16 protein-coding genes and 4 pseudogenes are annotated in these 18,774 nt (G+C 70.3%); 4 read left to right on the plus strand and 16 right to left on the minus strand.

Going from position 1 to position 18,774, the window contains the following annotated elements:
- Window positions 1-25 precede the first annotated feature (25 nt).
- Together ACFJIX_RS22260 and ACFJIX_RS22265 are read right to left on the minus strand one after the other, a co-directional pair.
- Window positions 26-364: a hypothetical protein gene (locus ACFJIX_RS22260; RefSeq protein WP_377154886.1), complete on the minus strand. Its 339-nt coding sequence runs from the start codon at window positions 362-364 to the stop codon at window positions 26-28.
- A 207-nt stretch (window positions 365-571) separates the two neighbouring features.
- The gene (locus tag ACFJIX_RS22265) at window positions 572-796 is read right to left on the minus strand and encodes a hypothetical protein (RefSeq protein WP_377154887.1); all 225 of its coding nucleotides are present in this window, start codon (window positions 794-796) and stop codon (window positions 572-574) included.
- Between the two features lie 32 nt (window positions 797-828).
- On the opposite strand from ACFJIX_RS22265, the gene ACFJIX_RS22270 reads away from it, so the two are divergent.
- From ACFJIX_RS22270 to ACFJIX_RS22285, 4 genes are all read left to right on the plus strand, one after another.
- A complete protein-coding gene (locus ACFJIX_RS22270; RefSeq protein WP_377154888.1) occupies window positions 829-2,313 on the plus strand; it encodes an ATP-binding protein in 1,485 nt (494 codons plus the stop codon).
- A gap of 138 nt (window positions 2,314-2,451) precedes the next feature.
- Window positions 2,452-3,279, plus strand: coding sequence for a hypothetical protein (locus ACFJIX_RS22275; protein ID WP_377154889.1), 828 nt, complete (start codon window positions 2,452-2,454; stop codon window positions 3,277-3,279).
- Window positions 3,280-3,397: 118 nt separating this feature from the next.
- A complete protein-coding gene (locus tag ACFJIX_RS22280) occupies window positions 3,398-4,288 on the plus strand; it encodes a hypothetical protein (protein WP_377154890.1) in 891 nt (296 codons plus the stop codon).
- 95 nt (window positions 4,289-4,383) lie between these two features.
- Window positions 4,384-5,193, plus strand: a complete 810-nt coding sequence (locus ACFJIX_RS22285) for a hypothetical protein (RefSeq protein WP_377154891.1) — start codon at window positions 4,384-4,386, stop codon at window positions 5,191-5,193.
- On the opposite strand, the pseudogene paoC reads toward ACFJIX_RS22285, so the two are convergent.
- From paoC to ACFJIX_RS22355, 14 genes and pseudogenes are all read right to left on the minus strand, one after another.
- A pseudogene (paoC, locus tag ACFJIX_RS22290) lies at window positions 5,168-7,382 on the minus strand (aldehyde oxidoreductase molybdenum-binding subunit PaoC). The gene ACFJIX_RS22285 and the pseudogene paoC overlap by 26 nt on opposite strands.
- Window positions 7,379-8,344, minus strand: a complete 966-nt coding sequence (locus tag ACFJIX_RS22295) for an FAD binding domain-containing protein (RefSeq protein WP_377154892.1) — start codon at window positions 8,342-8,344, stop codon at window positions 7,379-7,381. Before ACFJIX_RS22295 ends, paoC begins: the two are co-directional and overlap by 4 nt.
- A complete protein-coding gene (paoA, locus tag ACFJIX_RS22300; protein ID WP_377154893.1) occupies window positions 8,341-9,105 on the minus strand; it encodes an aldehyde dehydrogenase iron-sulfur subunit PaoA in 765 nt (254 codons plus the stop codon). The genes ACFJIX_RS22295 and paoA overlap by 4 nt, the downstream gene beginning before the upstream one ends.
- 96 nt (window positions 9,106-9,201) lie before the next feature.
- A complete protein-coding gene (locus ACFJIX_RS22305) occupies window positions 9,202-9,384 on the minus strand; it encodes a DUF3606 domain-containing protein (protein WP_377154894.1) in 183 nt (60 codons plus the stop codon).
- 81 nt (window positions 9,385-9,465) lie between these two features.
- Entirely contained in the window at window positions 9,466-11,739 is a 2,274-nt protein-coding gene (locus tag ACFJIX_RS22310) for a diguanylate cyclase domain-containing protein (RefSeq protein WP_377154895.1), read from the minus strand.
- A 52-nt stretch (window positions 11,740-11,791) separates the two neighbouring features.
- Window positions 11,792-12,749 (minus strand): annotated as a pseudogene (locus ACFJIX_RS22315) (Gfo/Idh/MocA family oxidoreductase).
- A gap of 11 nt (window positions 12,750-12,760) precedes the next feature.
- Window positions 12,761-13,637, minus strand: a pseudogene (locus ACFJIX_RS22320) (class III extradiol dioxygenase subunit beta).
- Window positions 13,634-14,032 (minus strand): protocatechuate 4,5-dioxygenase subunit alpha, encoded by a 399-nt coding sequence (gene ligA / locus ACFJIX_RS22325; RefSeq protein WP_377154896.1) that lies wholly within the window; start codon window positions 14,030-14,032, stop codon window positions 13,634-13,636. Before ligA ends, ACFJIX_RS22320 begins: the two are co-directional and overlap by 4 nt.
- Before the next feature lie 11 nt (window positions 14,033-14,043).
- Window positions 14,044-14,979, minus strand: a complete 936-nt coding sequence (locus tag ACFJIX_RS22330) for an amidohydrolase family protein (protein WP_377154897.1) — start codon at window positions 14,977-14,979, stop codon at window positions 14,044-14,046.
- A gap of 10 nt (window positions 14,980-14,989) precedes the next feature.
- On the minus strand, window positions 14,990-15,934 hold the full coding sequence (locus tag ACFJIX_RS22335) for a DUF1932 domain-containing protein (protein WP_377154898.1): 945 nt from the start codon (window positions 15,932-15,934) through the stop codon (window positions 14,990-14,992).
- 1 nt (window position 15,935) lies between these two features.
- Window positions 15,936-16,901 carry a Bug family tripartite tricarboxylate transporter substrate binding protein gene (locus tag ACFJIX_RS22340; protein WP_377161885.1) on the minus strand — a complete coding sequence of 322 codons (966 nt, stop codon included), beginning with the start codon at window positions 16,899-16,901 and terminating at the stop codon, window positions 15,936-15,938.
- Window positions 16,902-17,183: 282 nt separating this feature from the next.
- Window positions 17,184-17,867: a 4-carboxy-4-hydroxy-2-oxoadipate aldolase/oxaloacetate decarboxylase gene (ligK, locus tag ACFJIX_RS22345; protein ID WP_377154899.1), complete on the minus strand. Its 684-nt coding sequence runs from the start codon at window positions 17,865-17,867 to the stop codon at window positions 17,184-17,186.
- A gap of 99 nt (window positions 17,868-17,966) precedes the next feature.
- Window positions 17,967-18,206 (minus strand): substrate-binding domain-containing protein, encoded by a 240-nt coding sequence (locus ACFJIX_RS22350; protein WP_377161887.1) that lies wholly within the window; start codon window positions 18,204-18,206, stop codon window positions 17,967-17,969.
- A 121-nt stretch (window positions 18,207-18,327) separates the two neighbouring features.
- A pseudogene (locus tag ACFJIX_RS22355) lies at window positions 18,328-18,633 on the minus strand (substrate-binding domain-containing protein); the annotation flags it as partial.
- Window positions 18,634-18,774 lie beyond the last annotated feature (141 nt).

The following is an 18,774-nucleotide window of genomic DNA, read 5'->3' on the forward strand; positions in this document are numbered from 1 at the left end:
GGCGGACGGCGGCGGACCGCGCCCTCTAGAATCCGACCACCATGCCCCTCCGGACCCCGTCTCTCTCCGCATCGCGCGCCGGGTCCGTCAGCCGCAGGCTGCGCGCCATGGTGTGGCTGATCGTGCTGCCCACGCTGCTGCTGTCGGTGATCGCCGGCATGGCGGTCTTCCATACCGAACGTCGCGCGGCCGTGGCCGCCGCCACCGAGACCGCCGAGGCGCTGAGCCTGGTCGCCGACCGCGAGATGGCCGTGCGCACCGCGCTGCTGCAGGCGCTGAGCGTCTCGCCCAGCCTGGCGGAGGGCCGGCTCGAGCAGTTCCACGGCGAAGCCGCCCGGCTGGTCACCGGTTCGCCCAACACCATCGTGCTGACGACGGCCGAGGGCCGTCAGCTGATCAACACCCGCATTGCCTGGGGTCAGCCCTTGCCTGCGGCGAACGGCTTCAAGGACGGCATCGACACCACGCGCCGGCTGCTCGTCTCCAATCTCTACGTCGGCCCGGTGGACCGCAAGCCCAGCTTCGCCGTGCGCGTGCCGGTGACGGTGCTGGGCCAGCCGATGTACCTGGGCTATGGCAGCCCCGTCAGCGAGATGCAGCAGATCTTCCGCCAGCAGCCGCTGCCCGAAGGCTGGCTGGGGGTCGTGCTGGACCGCAACGGCGTCGTCATCGCGCGCACCCGCGACCCGGAGAAACGCGTCGGCCAGCGGGCCAGTCCGAACATGCTCGCCGCGCTGAGCCGCGGGGACCAGGGCGTCGTCGACGCGCGCACGCTCGACGGCGAGCCGGTCTTCACCGTCTTCAGCCCGCGCGCCCGACTCGGGCTGGGTGGTGTTGATCGGCCTGAGCCAGGCGGAACTCGCCAAGGGTGCCTGGACCGCGTTCGCGATGATGCTGTCGCTGTCGCTGGCCTTCATCGTGCTGGCGCTGGTGCTGGCGCGGCGCGTGAGCCGCGAGATCGCCGATCCGCTGCGGCGCCTGCGCAAGGACGCCATCCGTATGGGCGGCGGTGCGACGATCGCCGAGGTCGCCGGCGGCATCGACGAGATCGACGTCGTCCAGCACGCGCTGGCCACGGCCAGCCGCGAACGCGCGGGCAACGAGCAGCGCCTGCGCGAGGAGATCGACGCCGCGGTCGAGCAGACGCGCCGTGCGCAGCAGGCGGCGCTGCGCAGCCAGAAGCTGGAGGCGCTGGGCCGGCTGACCGGCGGCATCGCGCACGACTTCAACAACCTGCTGCAGACGATGACGACGGGGCTGCAGCTGGCGCGCCGGCTCAGCACGGACCCGCGCGCCGACACGGCGCTGGAGGCCTGCCAGCGCGCGACCGGCCGGGCGGCGCAACTGACCCGGCAGTTGCTGGCCTTCGGACGGCCGCAGGTGGGGCATGAGACGGTCATCGACCTGCGCCGCCAGTTGCCCGAGCTGATGGCGCTGGCCGGCGGCGCGGTGGGCAGCGCCGTCGAGGTCGAGCTGCACATCGACGAGGACCTGTGGCCCGTGCGCACGGACCCGGTCCAGCTGGAGCTGGCGGTGCTGAACCTCGCGCTGAACGCGCGCGACGCGATGCACGGGCGGGGACGCCTCACCGTCTCGGCGCGCAAGCGCGTGCTGGCGGAGGGCGATCCGGTGGGACTCGCGCCCGAGTTGCGGCCCGGGGACTACGTCGCGATCGCGGTGCGCGACACCGGCGACGGCATGACGCAGGAGCAGATGGAGCGCGCGTTCGAACCCTTCTTCACCACCAAGGCGGTGGGGCAGGGCACGGGCCTGGGGCTGGCGCAGGTCTATGCGCTGGCGCACTCGGCGGGCGGCACGGCCGGCATCGTCAGCAAGATCGGCCTGGGCACGGAGGTCACGCTGTGGCTGCCGCGTTCGCACGGCAGGACGGAGGCGGAGGAGGGTCAGGTCGTGCGCGCGGCCTCGCCCGGCACGGAACGGCGCTTCGCAGGGACCGTGCTGCTGGTGGAGGACGAGCCGTCGGTGCGCGAGCTGACCGCGCAGGCGCTGGAGGAACGCGGCTTCACCGTGAAGACGGCGCCGACCGCGGATCACGCGCTGGACCAGTTGCGCGGGGGGCTCGCCGCGGACGTGGTGCTGACCGACATCGTGATGCCGGGCGCGCGCAGCGGCGTGGACCTGGTGCGGACCTTGAAGGTCCTCAAGCCGACGCTGCCGGTGGTGCTGGCCAGCGGCCACCCGGTGCGCATCGAGGAGGCGCCGAACGTCCCGCTGGTGCCCAAGCCCTATGACGTGGACGTGCTGGCGGCCGTGCTTGCCGAGGCCATGAATCCGACGCGCGAAGCCGTCTGACGCGCTACCTGTGCGCGAACCGTGCGAACCGTGCGAACCGTGCGCCTGCAGGGCTGATCGAATCGACGCTCGAACCCCGGAACTGCGATCAGTCAGGCGCGACTGAAGCGCCCTTGCAACTTGATTCCGGAGCGTTTCATGTGGGAAGTAGCGGTAGGCGACGACATCTGGGTGGGGGAAGGCTGGCACCGGGAGTTCGACACCGGACGACTGGTGGTGACCGACGAGGACGCCTACCGGCGTTACCTGGAGGAATACCGGCCCACCCGCGAAGAGGCGGGTCTCATCATCCCTCGCCACTTTTTCGCTGACCACGAGGTCGCCGAAGGCATGACCGCTTCGCGCGAGGTCGCGGAGGCATTGGACACCTTGGCGTCGATCGCGAAGCTGCCGCCCGAGGACGTCGACCTGGACCGGCTGCTGTCCGGTTTCAGCACGGCAGCGGCGGTGCTGGGTCCCGACGGCAACACGACCGACATGCTGCGGAAGGCATCCGACGACGACCATCGGGAGTTCGTGAGGCGGCGGCAGGGCCATGCCGCCGCGTGGGGATTACGGCTCCTCGAAGAACTCGATGCCGATTCGTCCCAGTCCGAGCTCCCCGGGTCGACGCAGGACCGGGAACAGCGCGCGCGGACGCTTCAGCAAAGGCTGTCCGATTCGCCGGTGTTGCTCAAGGAGGCCCTGCCGATGGCGTTCTTCGGCAGCATGCTGGCGTTTGGCATCGACCATGAATCGCCGGGCGGACGGCGACTGCTCACGCTGTGCAAGGCGTTGAAGGACGATGATCTTCCGTCGATCGCCGCCGCCCTGGACCACTATGAAGGACGTCGGAAAGACGGTTTCCTGCCGCGCGCACTGGCGGATGCCGTCGTCTCGTGGCGACGCCTCAATGCCGGTCGCATGCAAGGCCTGACCCATCAGATGTACGACGCGCTTGAACTGAAAGTGCTTGCGTCGCGATAGGCAACGACGTTCACGCCACCTTGGGCAAGTCCTTCAGTCGCTTGTCGAGCGTGTTCGCCTGCATGAACCGGTGGATCTCGGGGACGACTGAAGCGCCATCTTCCACGGAGTCAACCGAATGTTCGGAATCACGCCCAGCGGCGCGGCGCCAGGTGCCGCAGACATCGTCCCTTCCTCCTCCTCCAGGACGTCGACCCAGCGCGCCGACATCGAGGGCGCCGACGCGTCTCCCAGGCGTTCGACATGGCAAGCCCATTCGGACGACCTGAAGGCGCTGTTCAACGACGACGGGGCCAAGCCCGAGTCGACACGCCTGCTGAAATCCTGCGCGCTCGGCGAGCTGTTGAAGGCCGCGTTGATGGACAGGCAGCGCGGCGGTCAGGCCGCGGCCGATCTGGCGGGGCTGGAGCCCGGCTGCCGCGCGGACTGGATCGCCGCGCTGGTCCTGGACGGGTACGGGGTCAGTCACGAGAGCCGCGATGACGTGAAGGACCGACCCACCGTCGCGGCCTGCAAGGCCGCTGCGTCGCTGGCCCCGGAGGTGAAGCAGCGTCTGAGCCGGCTGCTCGGCGCCTCGGAGGTCCATCGCATGGAGGCGCAGCCCTACAGGCTGACGCACGCGACGCGCGTCATGCTGGAGGGCCTGGGGATCTGCCCGGAGCCAGGCCAGCCGTTGCCGGAATATCGGCCAATGAAGTCCCCGAGGCAGCACCGGCTGGAGCAGTTGGAAGCACAGCTGCGCGCGCAGGTCCCCGATTACGCAGAGCTGGCGCAGCACTTCATTCAAGGGCGGATGCCGCCGCGCCCCATGCCGGCCTGGATTACCGAACAGGCACCGGTGGAATCACCCGCCGGACCGGGGTGGCCGGCGCGGTTGCAGCAGGCGGCGCGGGACATCGTCGGACCGCTCGGATGGGGCATGCAGATGCGCCTGGGAGACCGCCTCTGCCAGAACCTCGGGAATCTGTTCGGTGCAGGAGGCGGATTTCCGCGTACGCCGTTCATGTAGACCCCTGGGGGCGTGTCCGCTGGATGGCATCGGCGAACCGACCGGTGAACTGCGGCACTGATGCCCCCTTCTGCAACGCAAGAAGGACGACATCCATGTACTGGCAATCAGGCGAGATCCAATTCGACGTCGAGGTCGTTTACTACGACGATTCCGACGAGGAACTGGATCGTGATCGGCCGTCTCCGGCGGCTTCGGCCCCGCTTTGCCCCAAGACACGCGACGCCATCGATCTGGTGGACGAGCGTTCGGCGCTGCCTGCGGACGGCATCGCCGGCAAGGCGCTCTGCAAGGCCTTCCTGCTCCCTGCCGTCGCGCTCGATCTTCGAGATCCGCCGACGCACAACGACGTCTACAGCTCGACTTTGGTGCCAGCGGCGATGGCGTCTCCCGGCGGTGCCATGCCGACTTTCGAACTGGTCCGCCGTCGCATCGACGACTGGGGCTGTCGGCTTCTTCAAGTGCTCAATGCCGACGATCCCGGAAGCGAGTGCAACGGTTCCCTGGCGGCACGCACGGCCTCTGCCGAGGCGCTGTATTCAGAATTCCTCGAAAGCCCCATGCTGTTGGAACGGGCGCTGCCGATGCTGTTTCGGGCGAGCATGATCGACAGCGATGTTGATCACCACAGCGCTGGCGGCAGGCGCGTATTGCACTTGTGTGGGGCCCTGCCCAAGGAGAAGCGTACGGTCCTGATCGGATTGCTCAATGGCTATGAAGGCGTGGATACGATGGGCCGACCGATTCACCGTGATATCGAGCACCGCCAAGACACTTCCTGGCTCACGCTCAACGCGAAGCGAATGCCCGATCTGACGCGGGAAATGTTCGAGGCCCTGGGGCTTGAGCAACTGCGCCAAGCCACAGGGATCTCCTACGTCAAGCCACCTTCGGCAAGTCCTTGAGCAGCTTGTCGAGCGTGACCGGATAGTCCCGCACGCGCACGCCAGTGGCGTTGTAGATCGCATTCGCCACCGCGGCGGCGACGCCGCAGATGCCCAGCTCCCCGACGCCCTTGGCCTTGAGGGGCGACGACAGCGGATCGGTCTCGTCGAGGAACACGACCTCCTGGTGCGGGATGTCGGCGTGCGCCGGCACCTCGTAACCCGCGAGGTCGTGGTTGACGTAGAAGCCGCGCCGCTCGTCGACATGCAGCGCCTCCATCAAGGCCGCGCCGACGCCCATGGTCATCGCGCCGATGACCTGGCTGCGCGCCGACTTCGGGTTGAGGATGCGTCCCGCCGCGCACACGGCCAGCATGCGCCGCACGCGGACCTCGCCGGTGAAGGCGTCGACCGCAACCTCGACGAAGTGGCCGCCGAAGGTCGACTGCTGGTACTTCTTGTCGAGGTCGCCGAACTCGATCTTGTCCTCGGCGGCGAGGCCCTCGTTGCCGGCGACTTCGCCCAGCGACACGCTGCGTCCGCCGCCACGCACCTGGCCGTCGGCGAAGACGGCGTCCTTCGCATCGACGCCGGCCTTCTTCGCGACCAACTCGCGCAACGCGACGCAGGCCGCGTACACGCCCGACGCCGAACTGTTGGCGCCCCATTGCCCGCCCGAGCCCGCCGACACCGGCAGCGCCGAATCGCCCAGCCGCACCACCACCTGGTCGAGCCCGACCCCCATCATCTCCGCCGCCGTCTGCGCCAGCACGGTGTAGGTGCCGGTGCCGATGTCGGTCATGTCGGTCTCGACGGTGACGATGCCGCGGCGGTCCAGCCGCACCCGCGCGGCCGACTTCATCACGATGTTGTTGCGGAACGCCGCCGCGACGCCGAGGCCGATCAGCCAGCGTCCGCCGGGACCTTCCCGCCGCTGTCCCGGAGCGGCGCGTCGGCTCCAGCCGAAGCGCTCCGCGCCCGTGCGCAGGCACTCGGTCAGGCGGCGCTGCGAGAACGGCCGTTCCGGCTTCTCCGGATCGACCTGCGTGTCGTTGATGACGCGGAACTGGATCGGGTCCATGCCGAGCTTCTCGGCGAGCTCGTCCATCGCGATCTCCAGCGCCATCAGCCCCGGCGCCTCGCCCGGGGCGCGCATCGCGTTGCCTTCGGGCAGGTTCAGCTCCGCGAGCTTCATCGCGGTCATCCGGTTCGCGCCCGCATAGAGCAGCCGCGTCTGCGCGACGGCGGTCTCCGGCCCGCCGCCGGGCAGGTCGCCGGACCAGCTCTCGTGCCCGATCGCCGTGATCTTCCCGTCCCGCCCCGCGGCGATCCGCAGGCGCTGGATGGTCGCGGGCCGATGCGTCGTGTTGTTCATCATCAAGGGCCGCTGCAGCGCCACCTTCACCGGCCGGCCGCTGGCCTTCGCGCCCAGCGCGGCCATCAGCACGTCCGCGCGCAGGAACAACTTGCCGCCGAAACCGCCGCCGATGAAAGGCGAGATCAATCGCACCTTGTCGCGCGGCAGCCCCAGCGTCTTGGCCAGATCGCCGCGGCCCCAGTCGATCATCTGGTTGGCCGTCCAGACCGTGAGCTTGTCGCCCTCCCAGACGGCCAGCGTCGCATGCGGCTCCATCATCGCGTGCGACTGGTCCGGCGTCGTGTAGGTCTGGTCGATCTTCACCGCCGCCTGCGCGAAGGCGGTGTCGAAGTCGCCGACCTTCGTCGAGGGCGGCGTGTCGTTGGCCTCCTTCGGCGGCTTCGGCCTGGTCCTTGGCCTTGGCGAGACTGAAGGCGCCGGTCTCGCGCGCATACTCGACGCGGATCAGCGCCGCGCCCGCGCGCGCCTGCTCGAAGCTCTCGGCGACGACCACGGCGATCGCCTGGTGGTAGTGCTCGATCTCCGGCCCGCCGAGCAGCCTGGCGGTGTTCATGCTGCCCTTGCCGAGCTTGCCGGCGTTGTACGCGGTGACGATGGCCAGCACGCCCGGCGCGGCCTCCGCCGCCTGGACATCCATCGTCGAGATGCGGCCCTTGGCGATGCCGGCGCCGACGACGACGCCATAGGCGACGTTCTTCGCGACGTCGTGACGCTCATACGCGTAGGGCGCGGTCCCGGTCGTCTTGCGCGGTCCGTCGATGCGGTCGGTCGGCTTGCCGACGATGCGCAGCTGGTCGATCGGGTTCGTGGTGGCGGCGGTGTCGAATTTCATGCGGTCCTCCAGGTGACCTTCGCTTGCGCGAGCACCGCGGCGAGCGTGCGCTCCACCAGCGGCAACTTGAAGGCGTTCTCGGCAGTGGGCGTCGCGCCGGCCAGCAGCGCCCCCGCGGCGGCGGTCGCGCCTTGGCGCAGGGCGCGTTCCGCGGCTTCGGCCCGCCAGGGCTTGGGCGCGATGCCGCCGACGGCGAAACGTCCGCTGCCGTCGCGCTGGACGATCGCGCCCACCGAGACCAGCGCGAAGGCGTACGACGCCCGGTCGCGGACCTTGTGATACAGGTGCGTGCCGCCGACCGGCTTGGGCAGCGTCACCGCGGTGATCAGCTCGCCGGCCTCGAGCGTGGTCTCGATGTGCGGCGTGTTGCCGGGCAGCCGATGGAAGTCCGCGATCGGGATGCGGCGCGCCTGGCCGTCGGGCCGCAGGGTCTCGACGGTCGCATCCAGCACCCGCATCGCGACGGCCATGTCGCTGGGATGCGAGGCGATGCAGGCCTCGCTGACGCCGATCACGGCCAGCGGCCGGCTCATGCCGCCGATGGCCGAGCAGCCGCTGCCCGGCTTGCGCTTGTTGCAGGGCTGATCGGTGTCGTAGAAGTAGGGGCAGCGCGTGCGTTGCAACAGGTTGCCCGCGGTCGTCGCGCGATTGCGCAACTGGCCCGACGCGCCGGCGAGCAGCGCCCGCGACAGCACGCCGTAGTCGCGCCGCACGCGGGCGTCCGCGGCGAGGTCGCTGTTGCGCACCAGCGCGCCGATGCGCAGACCGCCGTCGGCGCTCGCCTCGATGCGGTCCAGGCCCAGACCGTTCACATCGATCAGGTGCGTGGGGGTCTCGACCTGCAGCTTCATCAGGTCGAGCAGGTTGGTTCCGCCGGCGATGAAACGCGCGCCGGGCTGCTTCGCGGCGGCGGCCACGGCGGCGACCGGCGAGGCCGCGCGCTCGAAGGTGAACGGCTTCATGCGGACCTCCGCTCGCCGGTGCCCGGCACAGGGACGCCGGCCACCTCGGCCATTGCGTCGATGATGTTGGAGTAGGCCCCGCAGCGACAGAGGTTGCCGCTCATGCGCTCGCGCAGCTCGTCGATGGACAGCAGCGGACGGACGTTGAGGTCGGGCGTGACGTGACTGGGAGCGCCCGCCTTGATCTCGTCGAGGACGGCGACCGCCGAGCAGATCTGCCCCGGCGTGCAATAGCCGCACTGGTAACCGTCGTGCTTCACGAAGGCGGTCTGCATCGGATGCATCTTCTCGGGCGTGCCGAGTCCCTCGATCGTCACGACCTGGGCGCCCTCGTGCATCACCGCCAGCGTCAGGCAGGCGTTGACGCGTCGGCCGTCGAGGTGGATGGTGCAGGCGCCGCATTGGCCGTGGTCGCAGCCCTTCTTGGTGCCGGTGAGCTGCAGGTGCTCGCGCAGCAGGTCGAGCAGCGAGGTACGGTTGTCGACGACCAGCGTCTGCGGCTGGCCGTTGACGTTGAGCGTCACGCGGGAGGTGGCCACGAGGTTCTCCTGGGGCTTGGGTCCGGCGGATGAGGTGGGCGAGGGTGCTTGCGCGGCGGCCTCCAGCGGCGCGCCGGCGGCCACCGCGGCGGACGCGCCCGCGCCGGCGATCAGCAGGCCGCGGCGCGAGATCGCGCAGCGCTCAGCGTCGCACGGGGGACTGCCGGGTGGGGGCAGGGAAGACGCGGTGTCCGCGTCCGATCGATCCGTGTCGAGATCCATGCTGGGGGCTCCTGGCTGGCCGGGATCGGCAAGCTGGCGAGTCGGCAATCCCTGTTCCCAGCGGACACCCCCGCATCGGGATTCGCACGGTGGCGATCAGCGATGCGCCTGCAGCCACTCCTCGACGGACTTGGCACTGGTGCCCACGGCATCGACCGCATGGCGCAACAGCTCGGGCGACACGCCGAAGCGTTCGCCCCAGTAGCGCAGCTCGTAGTCGTCCTGCACGTTGACGCGATGGCGTTCGCTGTTGTGGGGACTGGAAGTTTCCTCGGACATGACGATCTCCCTGAACCGGGCCCCGAGGCCCGGAATCTGATGAGTGCAGGCTGCATCGACCGACGCGCAGGCCGGTGCCCCTCAGAGCGAATGCCGAGCGTGAGGAGGCGATTGAGCGGCGAGGGGCACCGGCCTGCGCGTCGGTCCGCCCGGTCGCCGCACGAGACGACTCACCCCGGCTTGCGCGAGGGCGGCACCCGGCTGCTGTCTTCCCCGTCGAGCGTGGCCCCGGGATCTTCCTCCCCGGCGACCGATTCGTCGAATGAATGATCCGGCACGGTCGGCGGACCGGGGTCGTGCGGGACGCGGTGTGCCTGGCGTCGCGCCCGGGCCCGCCTTGTCGCTGGCCTCCTTGCCCCGGGCCCCTTCGGTCCCCGGTTCCGGGGCGGGTCCCGACGGCGTGTCGATCGCGTCCACCGGCGTGGGGGCGTCGGGGCCGACGGAGGTGGACGGCGAATTCGGTGCGTTCATGGCAATTCCCGGCAGGCTGCTGGCCGACACGAAGCGGCGTTTGCCCGCGCGCTTGGCCGTCGTCATCGCCGTTTCGGCGAGCCGCATCAGCGACTCCGCCTGGCGGCCATGGTGAGGGGCAAACGCGATGCCGATGCTGGCGGTGACCGACGCATGGTCGCCGTCGGGCAGCCGGATCGGCTCGGCCACCGACTCCAGCATGCGCCGCAGCGCCGGCCCGGCCTCGTGCTCGGCGCGCAGCGCGGTGAGCAGGATGGCGAACTCGTCGCCGCCCATGCGCGCGACCAGGTCGTGCGTGCGCACGCCCGCCAGCAGCCGCTGCGCCACCACGCGCAGCACCACGTCGCCGGCCTCGTGGCCGAACTGGTCGTTGAGGTCCTTGAAGCCGTCCAGGTCCACCCAGCACACCGCCACCAGGCCCACGCGCTCGCCCAGCAGCGTCATCGCGCCCGCCAGCCGCTCGGTGAAACGCACGCGGTTGGGCAGCCCGGTCAGCGCGTCATGCACGGCCAGGTGCTGCGCGGTGGCTTCGCTTTCCTTGAACGCGGAGATGTCGATCATCATCCAGAGCGATTCCCGCTCGGACACCGACGCGCCGCTGAGGTCGATCCACACCGGCGTGCCGTCCTTGCGCCGCATCCGCAGCTGCTGGCGGAAGCGCCGGCCCGCGGCGATCGCGGGGTAGGCGGCGTCGCCGACCTCGCGGAAGCTCTCGTCGTCGAGGTAGAGCGGCCGCGTGGTCTGACCGTTCAGCTCCCCGGGCGCGTACCCGAACAGCGAGGCCAGCGCGCGGTTCTTCCAGACCACGGTGCGGTCGCGCAGGCGCATCATGCCGACCATGTCGTTGTCCAGCATCAGCGCCTGTTCCAGCGCCAGCTGCTGCAGCCCGATCGCGGCGCGACGGTCGCGGCGCTGCTGGAGGAAGATCAGCACCGAACATCCCAGCACCGTCAGGATGACCACGCCGGCCAGCGCGCTCTGCTGCAGGACCTCGCCGCGCCAGGCGGCCAGGAATTCCGCCGTGCTCGAGCCGGTGAAGATCGTCAGCGGATAACCGCGCACCTGGCGGTAGCAGGTGATGCGCTCGATGTTGTCGAGCCGGGTCCGCGTCATGTACCAGCCCTGCTGCGGGTTGGCGGCGATCTTGCGCATGAGGTCCTCGGACACGATCACGTCGCCGACGCCGCGGATCGAGTGCGGCTCCGTGGCCGAGTAGCGCGCGATCAGGCGCTGGCTGCGCGTGCGCAGCGAGATCGCGCCTTCCGCGCCGATCGTCAGGCCCTTGAAGCTCTCGATGAAATGTTCCGTCGACAGCGTCGTGTAGACCACGCCGGCGAAGCTGCCGTCCTCGCGCTCCAGCCGGCGCAGACGGCGATGCCCCACTTGTGCAGGACGCGGCCGAACAGCGGTTCGGAGATGACGATCGGCGTCGCCGCCGTCCTTGGCGTCCCTGGCGCGCTGGAAGTAGTCGCGGTCCCCGACGTTGAGCGCGCCTTCCTCGCCGGCCAGTCCGTAGACGACCTGGCCGCGGGCGTCGGTGATCCGGATCGCGTCGACCTGCGGCAGCAGGCTGCGCTGGTCGGCCAGCGCGCGCTCCACCGAGCGCCGGACCTGCTCCGGGTCGCCGGTGGTCCGCCGGAACTGCAACGCGAGCGTGGACAGCGCGTTGTCGACCTGCTTGAGCTCGGCGCCGATCTCGATGCTGAGGCTGGCGGCCAGGTTCTCGGTGGTTTCCCGGGCGCGGGTGAGGTCGGAGTCGCGTCCGGCCTGCAAGGCCAGCCAGGTGGCCGTCACGACCGCCGCGGCGATGACGAGGTTGCCCGCCGCGAGCCACAGGGCCAGTCGCGTCAGGGAGCGGGGGGCGTAGAGAGGCGGTCGGTCCATCGGAGGCACGCGGGCGAGGCGGTCATCCTAACCGCGACGGACGCCCCGCGACTCATCCGCGAAGCTGGCGCTCCAGCCCGTCCAGCACCTGGTAGCAGGGCAACACCTGGGCCACGCTGGCATTCGGCTCGCGGCCTTCCCGGATCGCGGCGACGAATTCCCGGTCCTGCAGCTCGATGCCGTTCATCGACACGGCCACGTGGCTGACGTCGACGGTCTCGTCGCGGCCGGTGACGAGGTCGTCGTAGCGGGCGAGGTAGGTGCCGGTGTCGCCGATGTAGCGGAAGAAGGTGCCCAGCGGCCCCTCGTTGTTGAAGGACAGCGACAGCGTGCAGATCGCCCCGTTGGCGGCCTGCAGCTGGAGGCTCATGTCCATCGCGATGCCGAGCGTGGGATGGAGGGGCCCCTGCAGCGCGTTCGCCCGCACGACGGGGCTGCCGCATTGCCAGGCGAAGAGGTCCACCGTGTGCGCGGCGTGGTGCCACAGCAGATGGTCGGTCCAGCTCCGCGCCTGGCCCAGCGCGTTCGTGTTGGTGCGGCGGAAGAAATAGGTCTGCACATCCATCTGCTGGATGTTGAACTCGCCGGCCTCGATGCGGCGGCGGATCCACTGGTGGCTCGGATTGAAACGGCGCGTGTGGGCCGCACATGGCGACCAGGCCGGTCTCGCGCTGGCGGCGCACGACGGCCTCGCCGTCGGCCAGCACGTCGCACAGCGGGATCTCGACCTGCACGTGCTTGCCCGCGTCCAGGCAGGCCAGCGCCTGCCGCGCATGCAGCTGCGTGGGCGTGCAGAGGATCACCGCGTCGACGTCGTCGCGCGCGAGCGCCTCGTCGAGCTCGGTCGTCGCGTGGGCGATGCCGTACTTCGCGGCGGTCTCGCGGGTCTTGTCGAGATCGCGGCTGATCAGCGACACGACCTCGACGCCGTCGATCGCCTTCAGCGCGTCGAGGTGCTTCTGGCCGAAGGCGCCGGCGCCGGCCAGGGCAATGCGGATCGGTGCGGACATGGGGGCTCCATTCAAGGGTTCTCAAGGATCAGGTGACCCACGGCGGTGTTGGACGCGGGCACGTGATAGAAGCGGTGCGCGACGCGCGGCGCGCCGCCGCCATCGAGGTCGGCCATCGCGCCGCGGGCGATCAGCCACATCACGAGTTCGATGCCCTCGGACCCGGCCTCGCGGACGTAGTCCAGGTGGGGCATCTCCGACAGGCCGCGCGGGTCGGCGATCAGGCGGTCCATCCAGGCGTTGTCCCACTCGCGGTTGATCAGGCCGGCGCGCGGCCCCTGCAACTGATGGCTCATGCCGCCGGTGCCCCAGACCTGCACGTTCAGCGGCGCGTCGAAGCTCTCCACGGCGCGGCGGATCGCCTGGCCGAGCTGCAGGCAGCGCCGGCCCGAAGGCACCGGGTACTGCACGACGTTCACCGCCAGCGGGATCACCGGCACCGGCCAGCCGGGCGCGCCGGCCGGCTGCTCGCCGAACATCAGCGACAGCGGCACCGTCAGGCCGTGGTCGACCGTCATGCGGTTGATCAGCGTCAGGTCGAAGTCCTGCTGGATCACGCTCTGTGCGAGGTGCGCCGCGAGCTCGCCGTGGCCGTGGACCGTCGGCACCGCGCGCGGTCCCCAGCCTTCGTCGGCGGGTTCGTAGCGGTCCGCGGTGCCGAGCGCGAAAGTCGGGATGATGTCCAGGCTGAAGGCGTTCGCGTGGTCGTTGTAGACCAGCACGATCGCGTCGGGCCGGTTCCGCGTCCATCCAGCGGCGCGAGAGCTCGTAGCCGGCGAACAGCGGCTGCCAGTACGGGTCCCGCGTGCGGCCCTGGTCCATCGCGACGCCGATCGCCGGCACGTGCGAGGTGTAGACGGACGCGGTGATCCGCGCATGCGTGCTCATTGGTCGTCGTCCTTCTTGCCGCCGCGCGGCGTGCCGTCGGGCCGGCGCCCGCCGGCCAGCATCATGTCGCGGTAGTCGCCCTCGCTCATGCCGGTCATGCCGGCGGCCATCTGCTGGTAGCTGCGACCGTCGGTCGCGCCGATCTTGGCCAGGAAGTAGATGTTGCCGCCCAGCCGGATGCACTGGTTCAGGTCGCGCGCCAGCACCGCGTCCTTCTGCGCCGGCGTCATCGGCCAGTCGGCCAGGTAGGCGCGCTCGTCGGCCTTGAATCGCTCGCGGTTCTCGGCCTTCATCAGCGACATGCAGAACTGGTTGAGCCAGTAGCCCTTGCGGGCCTGGTCGGCGTCGAAGATGGTGGTGCCCGGGATGTCCTGGTAGGGCTTGTCGATCGGCATGACGGTCTCCATCAGCGGATGGCCTCGGGCCAGTAGAGCCGCATCGGGTTGTCGACCAGCAGGCGCTGGCGCAGCTCGGCGGTGGGAGCGATGCGCGGGATCACGTCGACCAGCAGGCCGTCGTCGGGCATGTGGTCCTTGAGGTTGGGGTGGGGCCAGTCCGTGCCCCAGAGCACGCGGTCCGGGAACTCCTCCACCACGCGCCGCGCGAACGGGATCACGTCGCGGTAGGGCTCGGGCTCGCCGTTCAGGGCCGGCGGGCCGGCGACGGACAGACGCTCCGGGCAGGTGACCTTGCTCCAGACGAAGGGATGCTCGCGCAGGAAGCGCAGGAACAGCGCGAACTCGGGCCCGTCCACCGGCTTCGTCACGTCGGGCCGGCCCATGTGGTCGACGACGACCGTGGTCGGCAGCGCGCTGAAGAAGTCCCACAACTCGGGCAGGTCCGGGGCCTCGAAGTAGATGACGACATGCCAGCCCAGCGCCTTCACGCGCTGCGCGATCTCCATCAGCTCGTCGCGCGGCGTGAAGTCGACCAGCCGCTTGACGAAGTTGAAGCGCACGCCGCGCACCCCGGCGTCGTGGAGCTCTTGCAGCTGCTCGTCGGTGATGCCGCGACGCACCGTCGCGACGCCGCGCGCGCGGCCGCCGGACGCGCGGCAGGCATCGACCATGGCGCGGTTGTCGTCGCCGTGGCAGGTCGCCTGCACGATCACGTTGCGGCTGAAGCCGAGCCGGTCGCGCAACGCGAAGAGCTGCGCCTTGCTCGCGTCGCAGGGCGTGTACTTGCGCTCGGGCGCGTAGGGGAACTCGCCGCCCGGGCCGAAGACATGGCAGTGCGCATCGACGGCGCCCTCGGGCAGCTGGAATCGCGGCGTCGACGGGTCGGCGTACCAGTCGAGCCAGCCGGGGGTCTTGTCGAAGCCACCGGAGGTGGGGAGCGTCATCGCGGGTCCTTCAGGAAAGCTTGGGTTTGGCGAGCTGCGCGAGCAGCCGGTCGGCCTCGGTCCGCCAGTCCGGGCTGCGGCCGAAGTCGGCGTCGCCACGCTGGCCGAAGACGCCGTCCTCGGCCAGGTCGGCCATCCAGGCCTGGCGCTCGGCCGTGCCTTCCGCGCTCCAGGGCGTGAGACCGGCATCGCGGACCGTCTCGGCGACCTCGCGCACTTCCTCGCTGCGGCGGCGCCCGTGCTGGATCACGCGCTGGAAGAAGTAGGCGGCCTGCTTCTCCCAATCGATGCCGGGGAAGGTCTCCTTCAGCGAGGCGAGCACCGCGTCCTCCACGCCGTAGTGGCGGGCGGCGGTGAGGCTCTCGATGACCATGGCCTCCAGGCCCTTGATCATGACGCTGCGGCACATCTTGGTCGCGCTGACGATGCCGAACCCGGCGCTGCCCACCGTGGGCGTGAAGCCCAATTGCTTCAGCAGCGGCTCGGCCGCCTGCGCATGCGGGCCGCCGAGCAGCAGCGGCACGCGGATGCGGTAGGGCGGGACGCTCGTCATGACGGCGCCTTCGACATAGCGACCGCCGTGGGCATGCACCGCGTCCGCCGCCTCGCGCTTGGCCTTGGGCGACGCGGAGTTGATGTCGAGCACGAAGGTGCCGGGCTTGAGCCCGGCGGCGGTCGAACGCGCGGCGTCCAGCGTCTGGCTCGCGGTGACGGCGATGACGACGAGGTCCGCCGGCGTCGCGACCATCGTGGCCGAGCTCGTCAGCTCGACGCCGAATTCGACCGCGTGCTCGCGCATCGTGTCGGCGTCGGTCGATGGCGACTCCAGCTTCAGGTCGTAGGCGCTGACCGTGGCGCCGGTCGCGCGCAGGTCCTCGGCCAGGATCCGGCCGACCTCGCCATAGCCGACGAGGCCGATCCGGAGCGACTGCGACTGCGGTACTGCGGTGCTCATGTCAGTCCAGCGAGATGTTGAGCCGCTTGATCAGGTCGGCGTACTTGGCGGACTCGCTCGCGATGAAGGCCTGGTACTGCTCCTTCGTGGTCGGGAAGACGTCGTAGCCGAAGGTGGCGTAGCGCTCGCGGATGTCGGGCTCGGCCAGGGCGGCCTCGATGTCGCGCTGGATCTTTTCCTGCACGGCCTTGGGCAGGCCGCGCGGCGCGGCGATCGTGGTCCAGCCGGTCACCTCGTAGCCGGCGGGGCCGCCGGACTCGCTGACGGTGGGCAGGTCGGGGAAGGCCGGATGCCGCTTCGGGCCGGTGACCGCGATGAAGCGGATCTTGCCGGCCCGCTGCAGCGGCCCAGCCGTCGCCATCGAGCCGAGCGCGAAGTTCAGCTCTCCGTTGGCCACGGCGGTGTAGAGCATCGTCGTCTCCTTGTAGACCACGTGCGTCATCTGCGTCTTCGTCATCGCCTCCAGCTGCGCCGCGCCCAGGTGCACCGGGTTGCCGACGGACCAGGAGCCGTAGTTCAGCGCGTTGGGATGGGCCTTGGCGTCGGCCACGATGTCGCCGACGGTCTTGTACTTGCTGTTGGCCGGGACGCCGACGAAGAAGTAGGTCTTGAACAGCGGCGCGATCGGATCGAAGTCCTTGACCGGGTCGTAGGGCAGCTTCTTGAAGAGGTGCGGGTAGACCACGAGGTGGACGTTGTCCAGCTGGATCAGGTCATGGCCGTCGGTCGCGCCGCGCTTGAAGGCGTCGATCGCGATGAAGCCGTTGGCGCCGGGCTTGTTCTCGACGATCACCGGCTTGCCCCACTTCTTCGAGAGCTTCTCGGCGACGACGCGGGCCACCGTCTCCGGACCGGCGCCGGCCGGGAAGGGCGTGATGATGCGCACGGGCTTGGTCGGCCAGTCCGTGGCCGGCGCTCCCGGCGCGCTGGCCTGGGCGGCGGCCAGGCGCGGCAGCACGGCAGTCATGAGCAGGGCCGCGAGGGTCAGGCCTTGCCCGGTGCGGACGAGGGCGGAGGCGAGGGCAGTGCGGCGGGTCTTGCCCCCTCTCCCGCTTGCGGGAGAGGGCAGGGGTGAGGGCCAGCGGCGGTGGCAGTACGGAACTCCGGTGCTGGGATCCAGCGAGAGGGTGGGGGCAGTCATCGTCGTTGTCTCCGTCGATCTCTTGTCATCGGCGCCCTCTGCAAGGCGGGGCGCTCGGGTGGATGGGAACTGCTGCTCGGGTACTTCGGGTGTTGCGGAAATTGGTGCTCAGTCGATGTATCGCAACCCGGCCTTGGCCAGCGGCTCGCGCATCCTGTACATGTCCAGGCCGAGCACGCCGGCGGCGAATTGCTCGCGCTTGGCGCCCTCGTTGGCCTCCCGGGCGGCGGCGGCGTCCAACGTCTTCGGCGCCAGCGCGGCCGGCACGCAGACGATGCCGTCGTCGTCCGCGACGATGACGTCGCCCGGGTGGACCAGCGCGCCGGCGCAGACCACGGGGATGTTCACCGAACCCAGCGTCGCCTTGATCGTGCCCTTGGCGGAGATGCACTTGCTCCAGACCGGGAAGCTCATCTCGTTGAGCGTGCGGACGTCGCGCACGCCGCCGTCGATGATCAGCGCGCGGGCGCCGCGGGCCTTGAACGAGGTCGCGAGCAGGTCGCCGAAGTAGCCGTCCGTGCACTCGGCGGTGACGCCGGCGACGACGACGTCGCCCTCGCGGATCTGCTCGGCGGCGACGTGCAGCATCCAGTTGTCGCCCGGCTGCAGCAGCACCGTGACGGCGGTGCCGGAGACGGCGACGCCGGACTGGATCGGCCGCATGTAGGGCTTGAGCAGGCCGACGCGGCCCAGCGCCTCGTGGACCGTCGCCGCGCCGAAGTGCCCGAGCGCGTCCGCGGCGATGCGGTCGGCGCGGGTGATGTTGCGATAGACGACGCCGAGTTCGTACATGGTGGGGTCCTTCTTCTGGGGAAACGGGGGATCTGGGGGATCGGAGGGCGGGATGGGGACGTCGGCGGGAGCGCGTGGCGGGCGGCGCGTTTCGGGCGCTCAGACGCCCGGCGAGGCGAGACCCAGCCGGCGACGCAGCGCATCGTGGCGGGGGGCGGCGAAATCGTCGACGACGCGCTGCGCGGTGGCGGGTTCGGCGGACGTTGCGGCGACGGCGGCGGTGAAGCGGGTGACGATCTCGAGTCCGGGCGGCATCGGACCGAGGATCGTCAGGCCGCCGTGGCCCAGGAGCTCGCTCAACTGCTGGAAGCCGAGGTCGACATCGCCCTGGGCGACCATCTTCGCCACGGGCACCCCGGCGGGGGACTGGTGCAGGCGGTCGGCGAGGGCGTTGCGCAGGTCCCCAGCGCTCCAGCAGCTTCAGCAGCGCCTGGCCGCTGGGCCCGGTGGAGTAGCCGATGGCCCGCGCGCCGAGCAGGGCCAGGCGCAGCGTCTCGGCGGTATCGACGGCCGGCCGGGCATGGCCTTCGGGCGACGCGATGAACATCGGCGAGTCGGCGATCGGACGCAGCGAGCCGGCGCGCAGGCGTCCGGCGTCCAGCAGCCGCGCCATCGCATCGTCGGCGAGCACCACGAGGTCCAGCGATTCGCCCGACTCGACCCGCTGGGCGGCATCCACGCCGCCGATCGATTCGATGCGGATCTCCAGGCCGTGTGCCGCGGTGTACGCGGCCGACAGCTCCGCCAGCAGGGCGCGGGTGGCCATGGAGGAGATGCCGGCGAGGGGTGCGATCACGGGTGGGTCCGGAGGAGGGAAGGGCCGAAACAGGGCTGAGAAGGGCCGCGGGAACGGGTGGAGGATCTTCGCGGGTTGCGGCGGATTCTGGTCCCGGGGGCCCTGCCGATC

Source organism: Roseateles sp. UC29_93 (assembly GCF_042695725.1).
In the GTDB taxonomy this organism is placed as follows: Bacteria; Pseudomonadota; Gammaproteobacteria; order Burkholderiales; family Burkholderiaceae_C; genus Roseateles; species Roseateles noduli_A.

Bases quoted from the DNA above. Each gene is read 5' to 3' on its own strand.
- ACFJIX_RS22260 (WP_377154886.1), bottom strand. From the start codon at position 364: ATGGTGTTGGGCGAACCGGTGACCAGCCGGGCGGCTTCGCCGTGGAAC.
- ACFJIX_RS22275 (WP_377154889.1), top strand. From the start codon at position 2,452: ATGTGGGAAGTAGCGGTAGGCGACGACATCTGGGTGGGGGAAGGCTGG.
- ACFJIX_RS22280 (WP_377154890.1), top strand. From the start codon at position 3,398: ATGTTCGGAATCACGCCCAGCGGCGCGGCGCCAGGTGCCGCAGACATC.
- ACFJIX_RS22285 (WP_377154891.1), top strand. From the start codon at position 4,384: ATGTACTGGCAATCAGGCGAGATCCAATTCGACGTCGAGGTCGTTTAC.
- ACFJIX_RS22295 (WP_377154892.1), bottom strand. From the start codon at position 8,344: ATGAAGCCGTTCACCTTCGAGCGCGCGGCCTCGCCGGTCGCCGCCGTG.
- paoA (WP_377154893.1), bottom strand. From the start codon at position 9,105: ATGGATCTCGACACGGATCGATCGGACGCGGACACCGCGTCTTCCCTG.
- ACFJIX_RS22305 (WP_377154894.1), bottom strand. From the start codon at position 9,384: ATGTCCGAGGAAACTTCCAGTCCCCACAACAGCGAACGCCATCGCGTC.
- ACFJIX_RS22310 (WP_377154895.1), bottom strand. From the start codon at position 11,739: ATGGACCGACCGCCTCTCTACGCCCCCCGCTCCCTGACGCGACTGGCC.
- ligA (WP_377154896.1), bottom strand. From the start codon at position 14,032: ATGCCGATCGACAAGCCCTACCAGGACATCCCGGGCACCACCATCTTC.
- ACFJIX_RS22330 (WP_377154897.1), bottom strand. From the start codon at position 14,979: ATGACGCTCCCCACCTCCGGTGGCTTCGACAAGACCCCCGGCTGGCTC.
- ACFJIX_RS22335 (WP_377154898.1), bottom strand. From the start codon at position 15,934: ATGAGCACCGCAGTACCGCAGTCGCAGTCGCTCCGGATCGGCCTCGTC.
- ACFJIX_RS22340 (WP_377161885.1), bottom strand. From the start codon at position 16,901: ATGACTGCCGTGCTGCCGCGCCTGGCCGCCGCCCAGGCCAGCGCGCCG.
- ligK (WP_377154899.1), bottom strand. From the start codon at position 17,867: ATGTACGAACTCGGCGTCGTCTATCGCAACATCACCCGCGCCGACCGC.
- ACFJIX_RS22350 (WP_377161887.1), bottom strand. From the start codon at position 18,206: ATGGTCGCCCAGGGCGATGTCGACCTCGGCTTCCAGCAGTTGAGCGAG.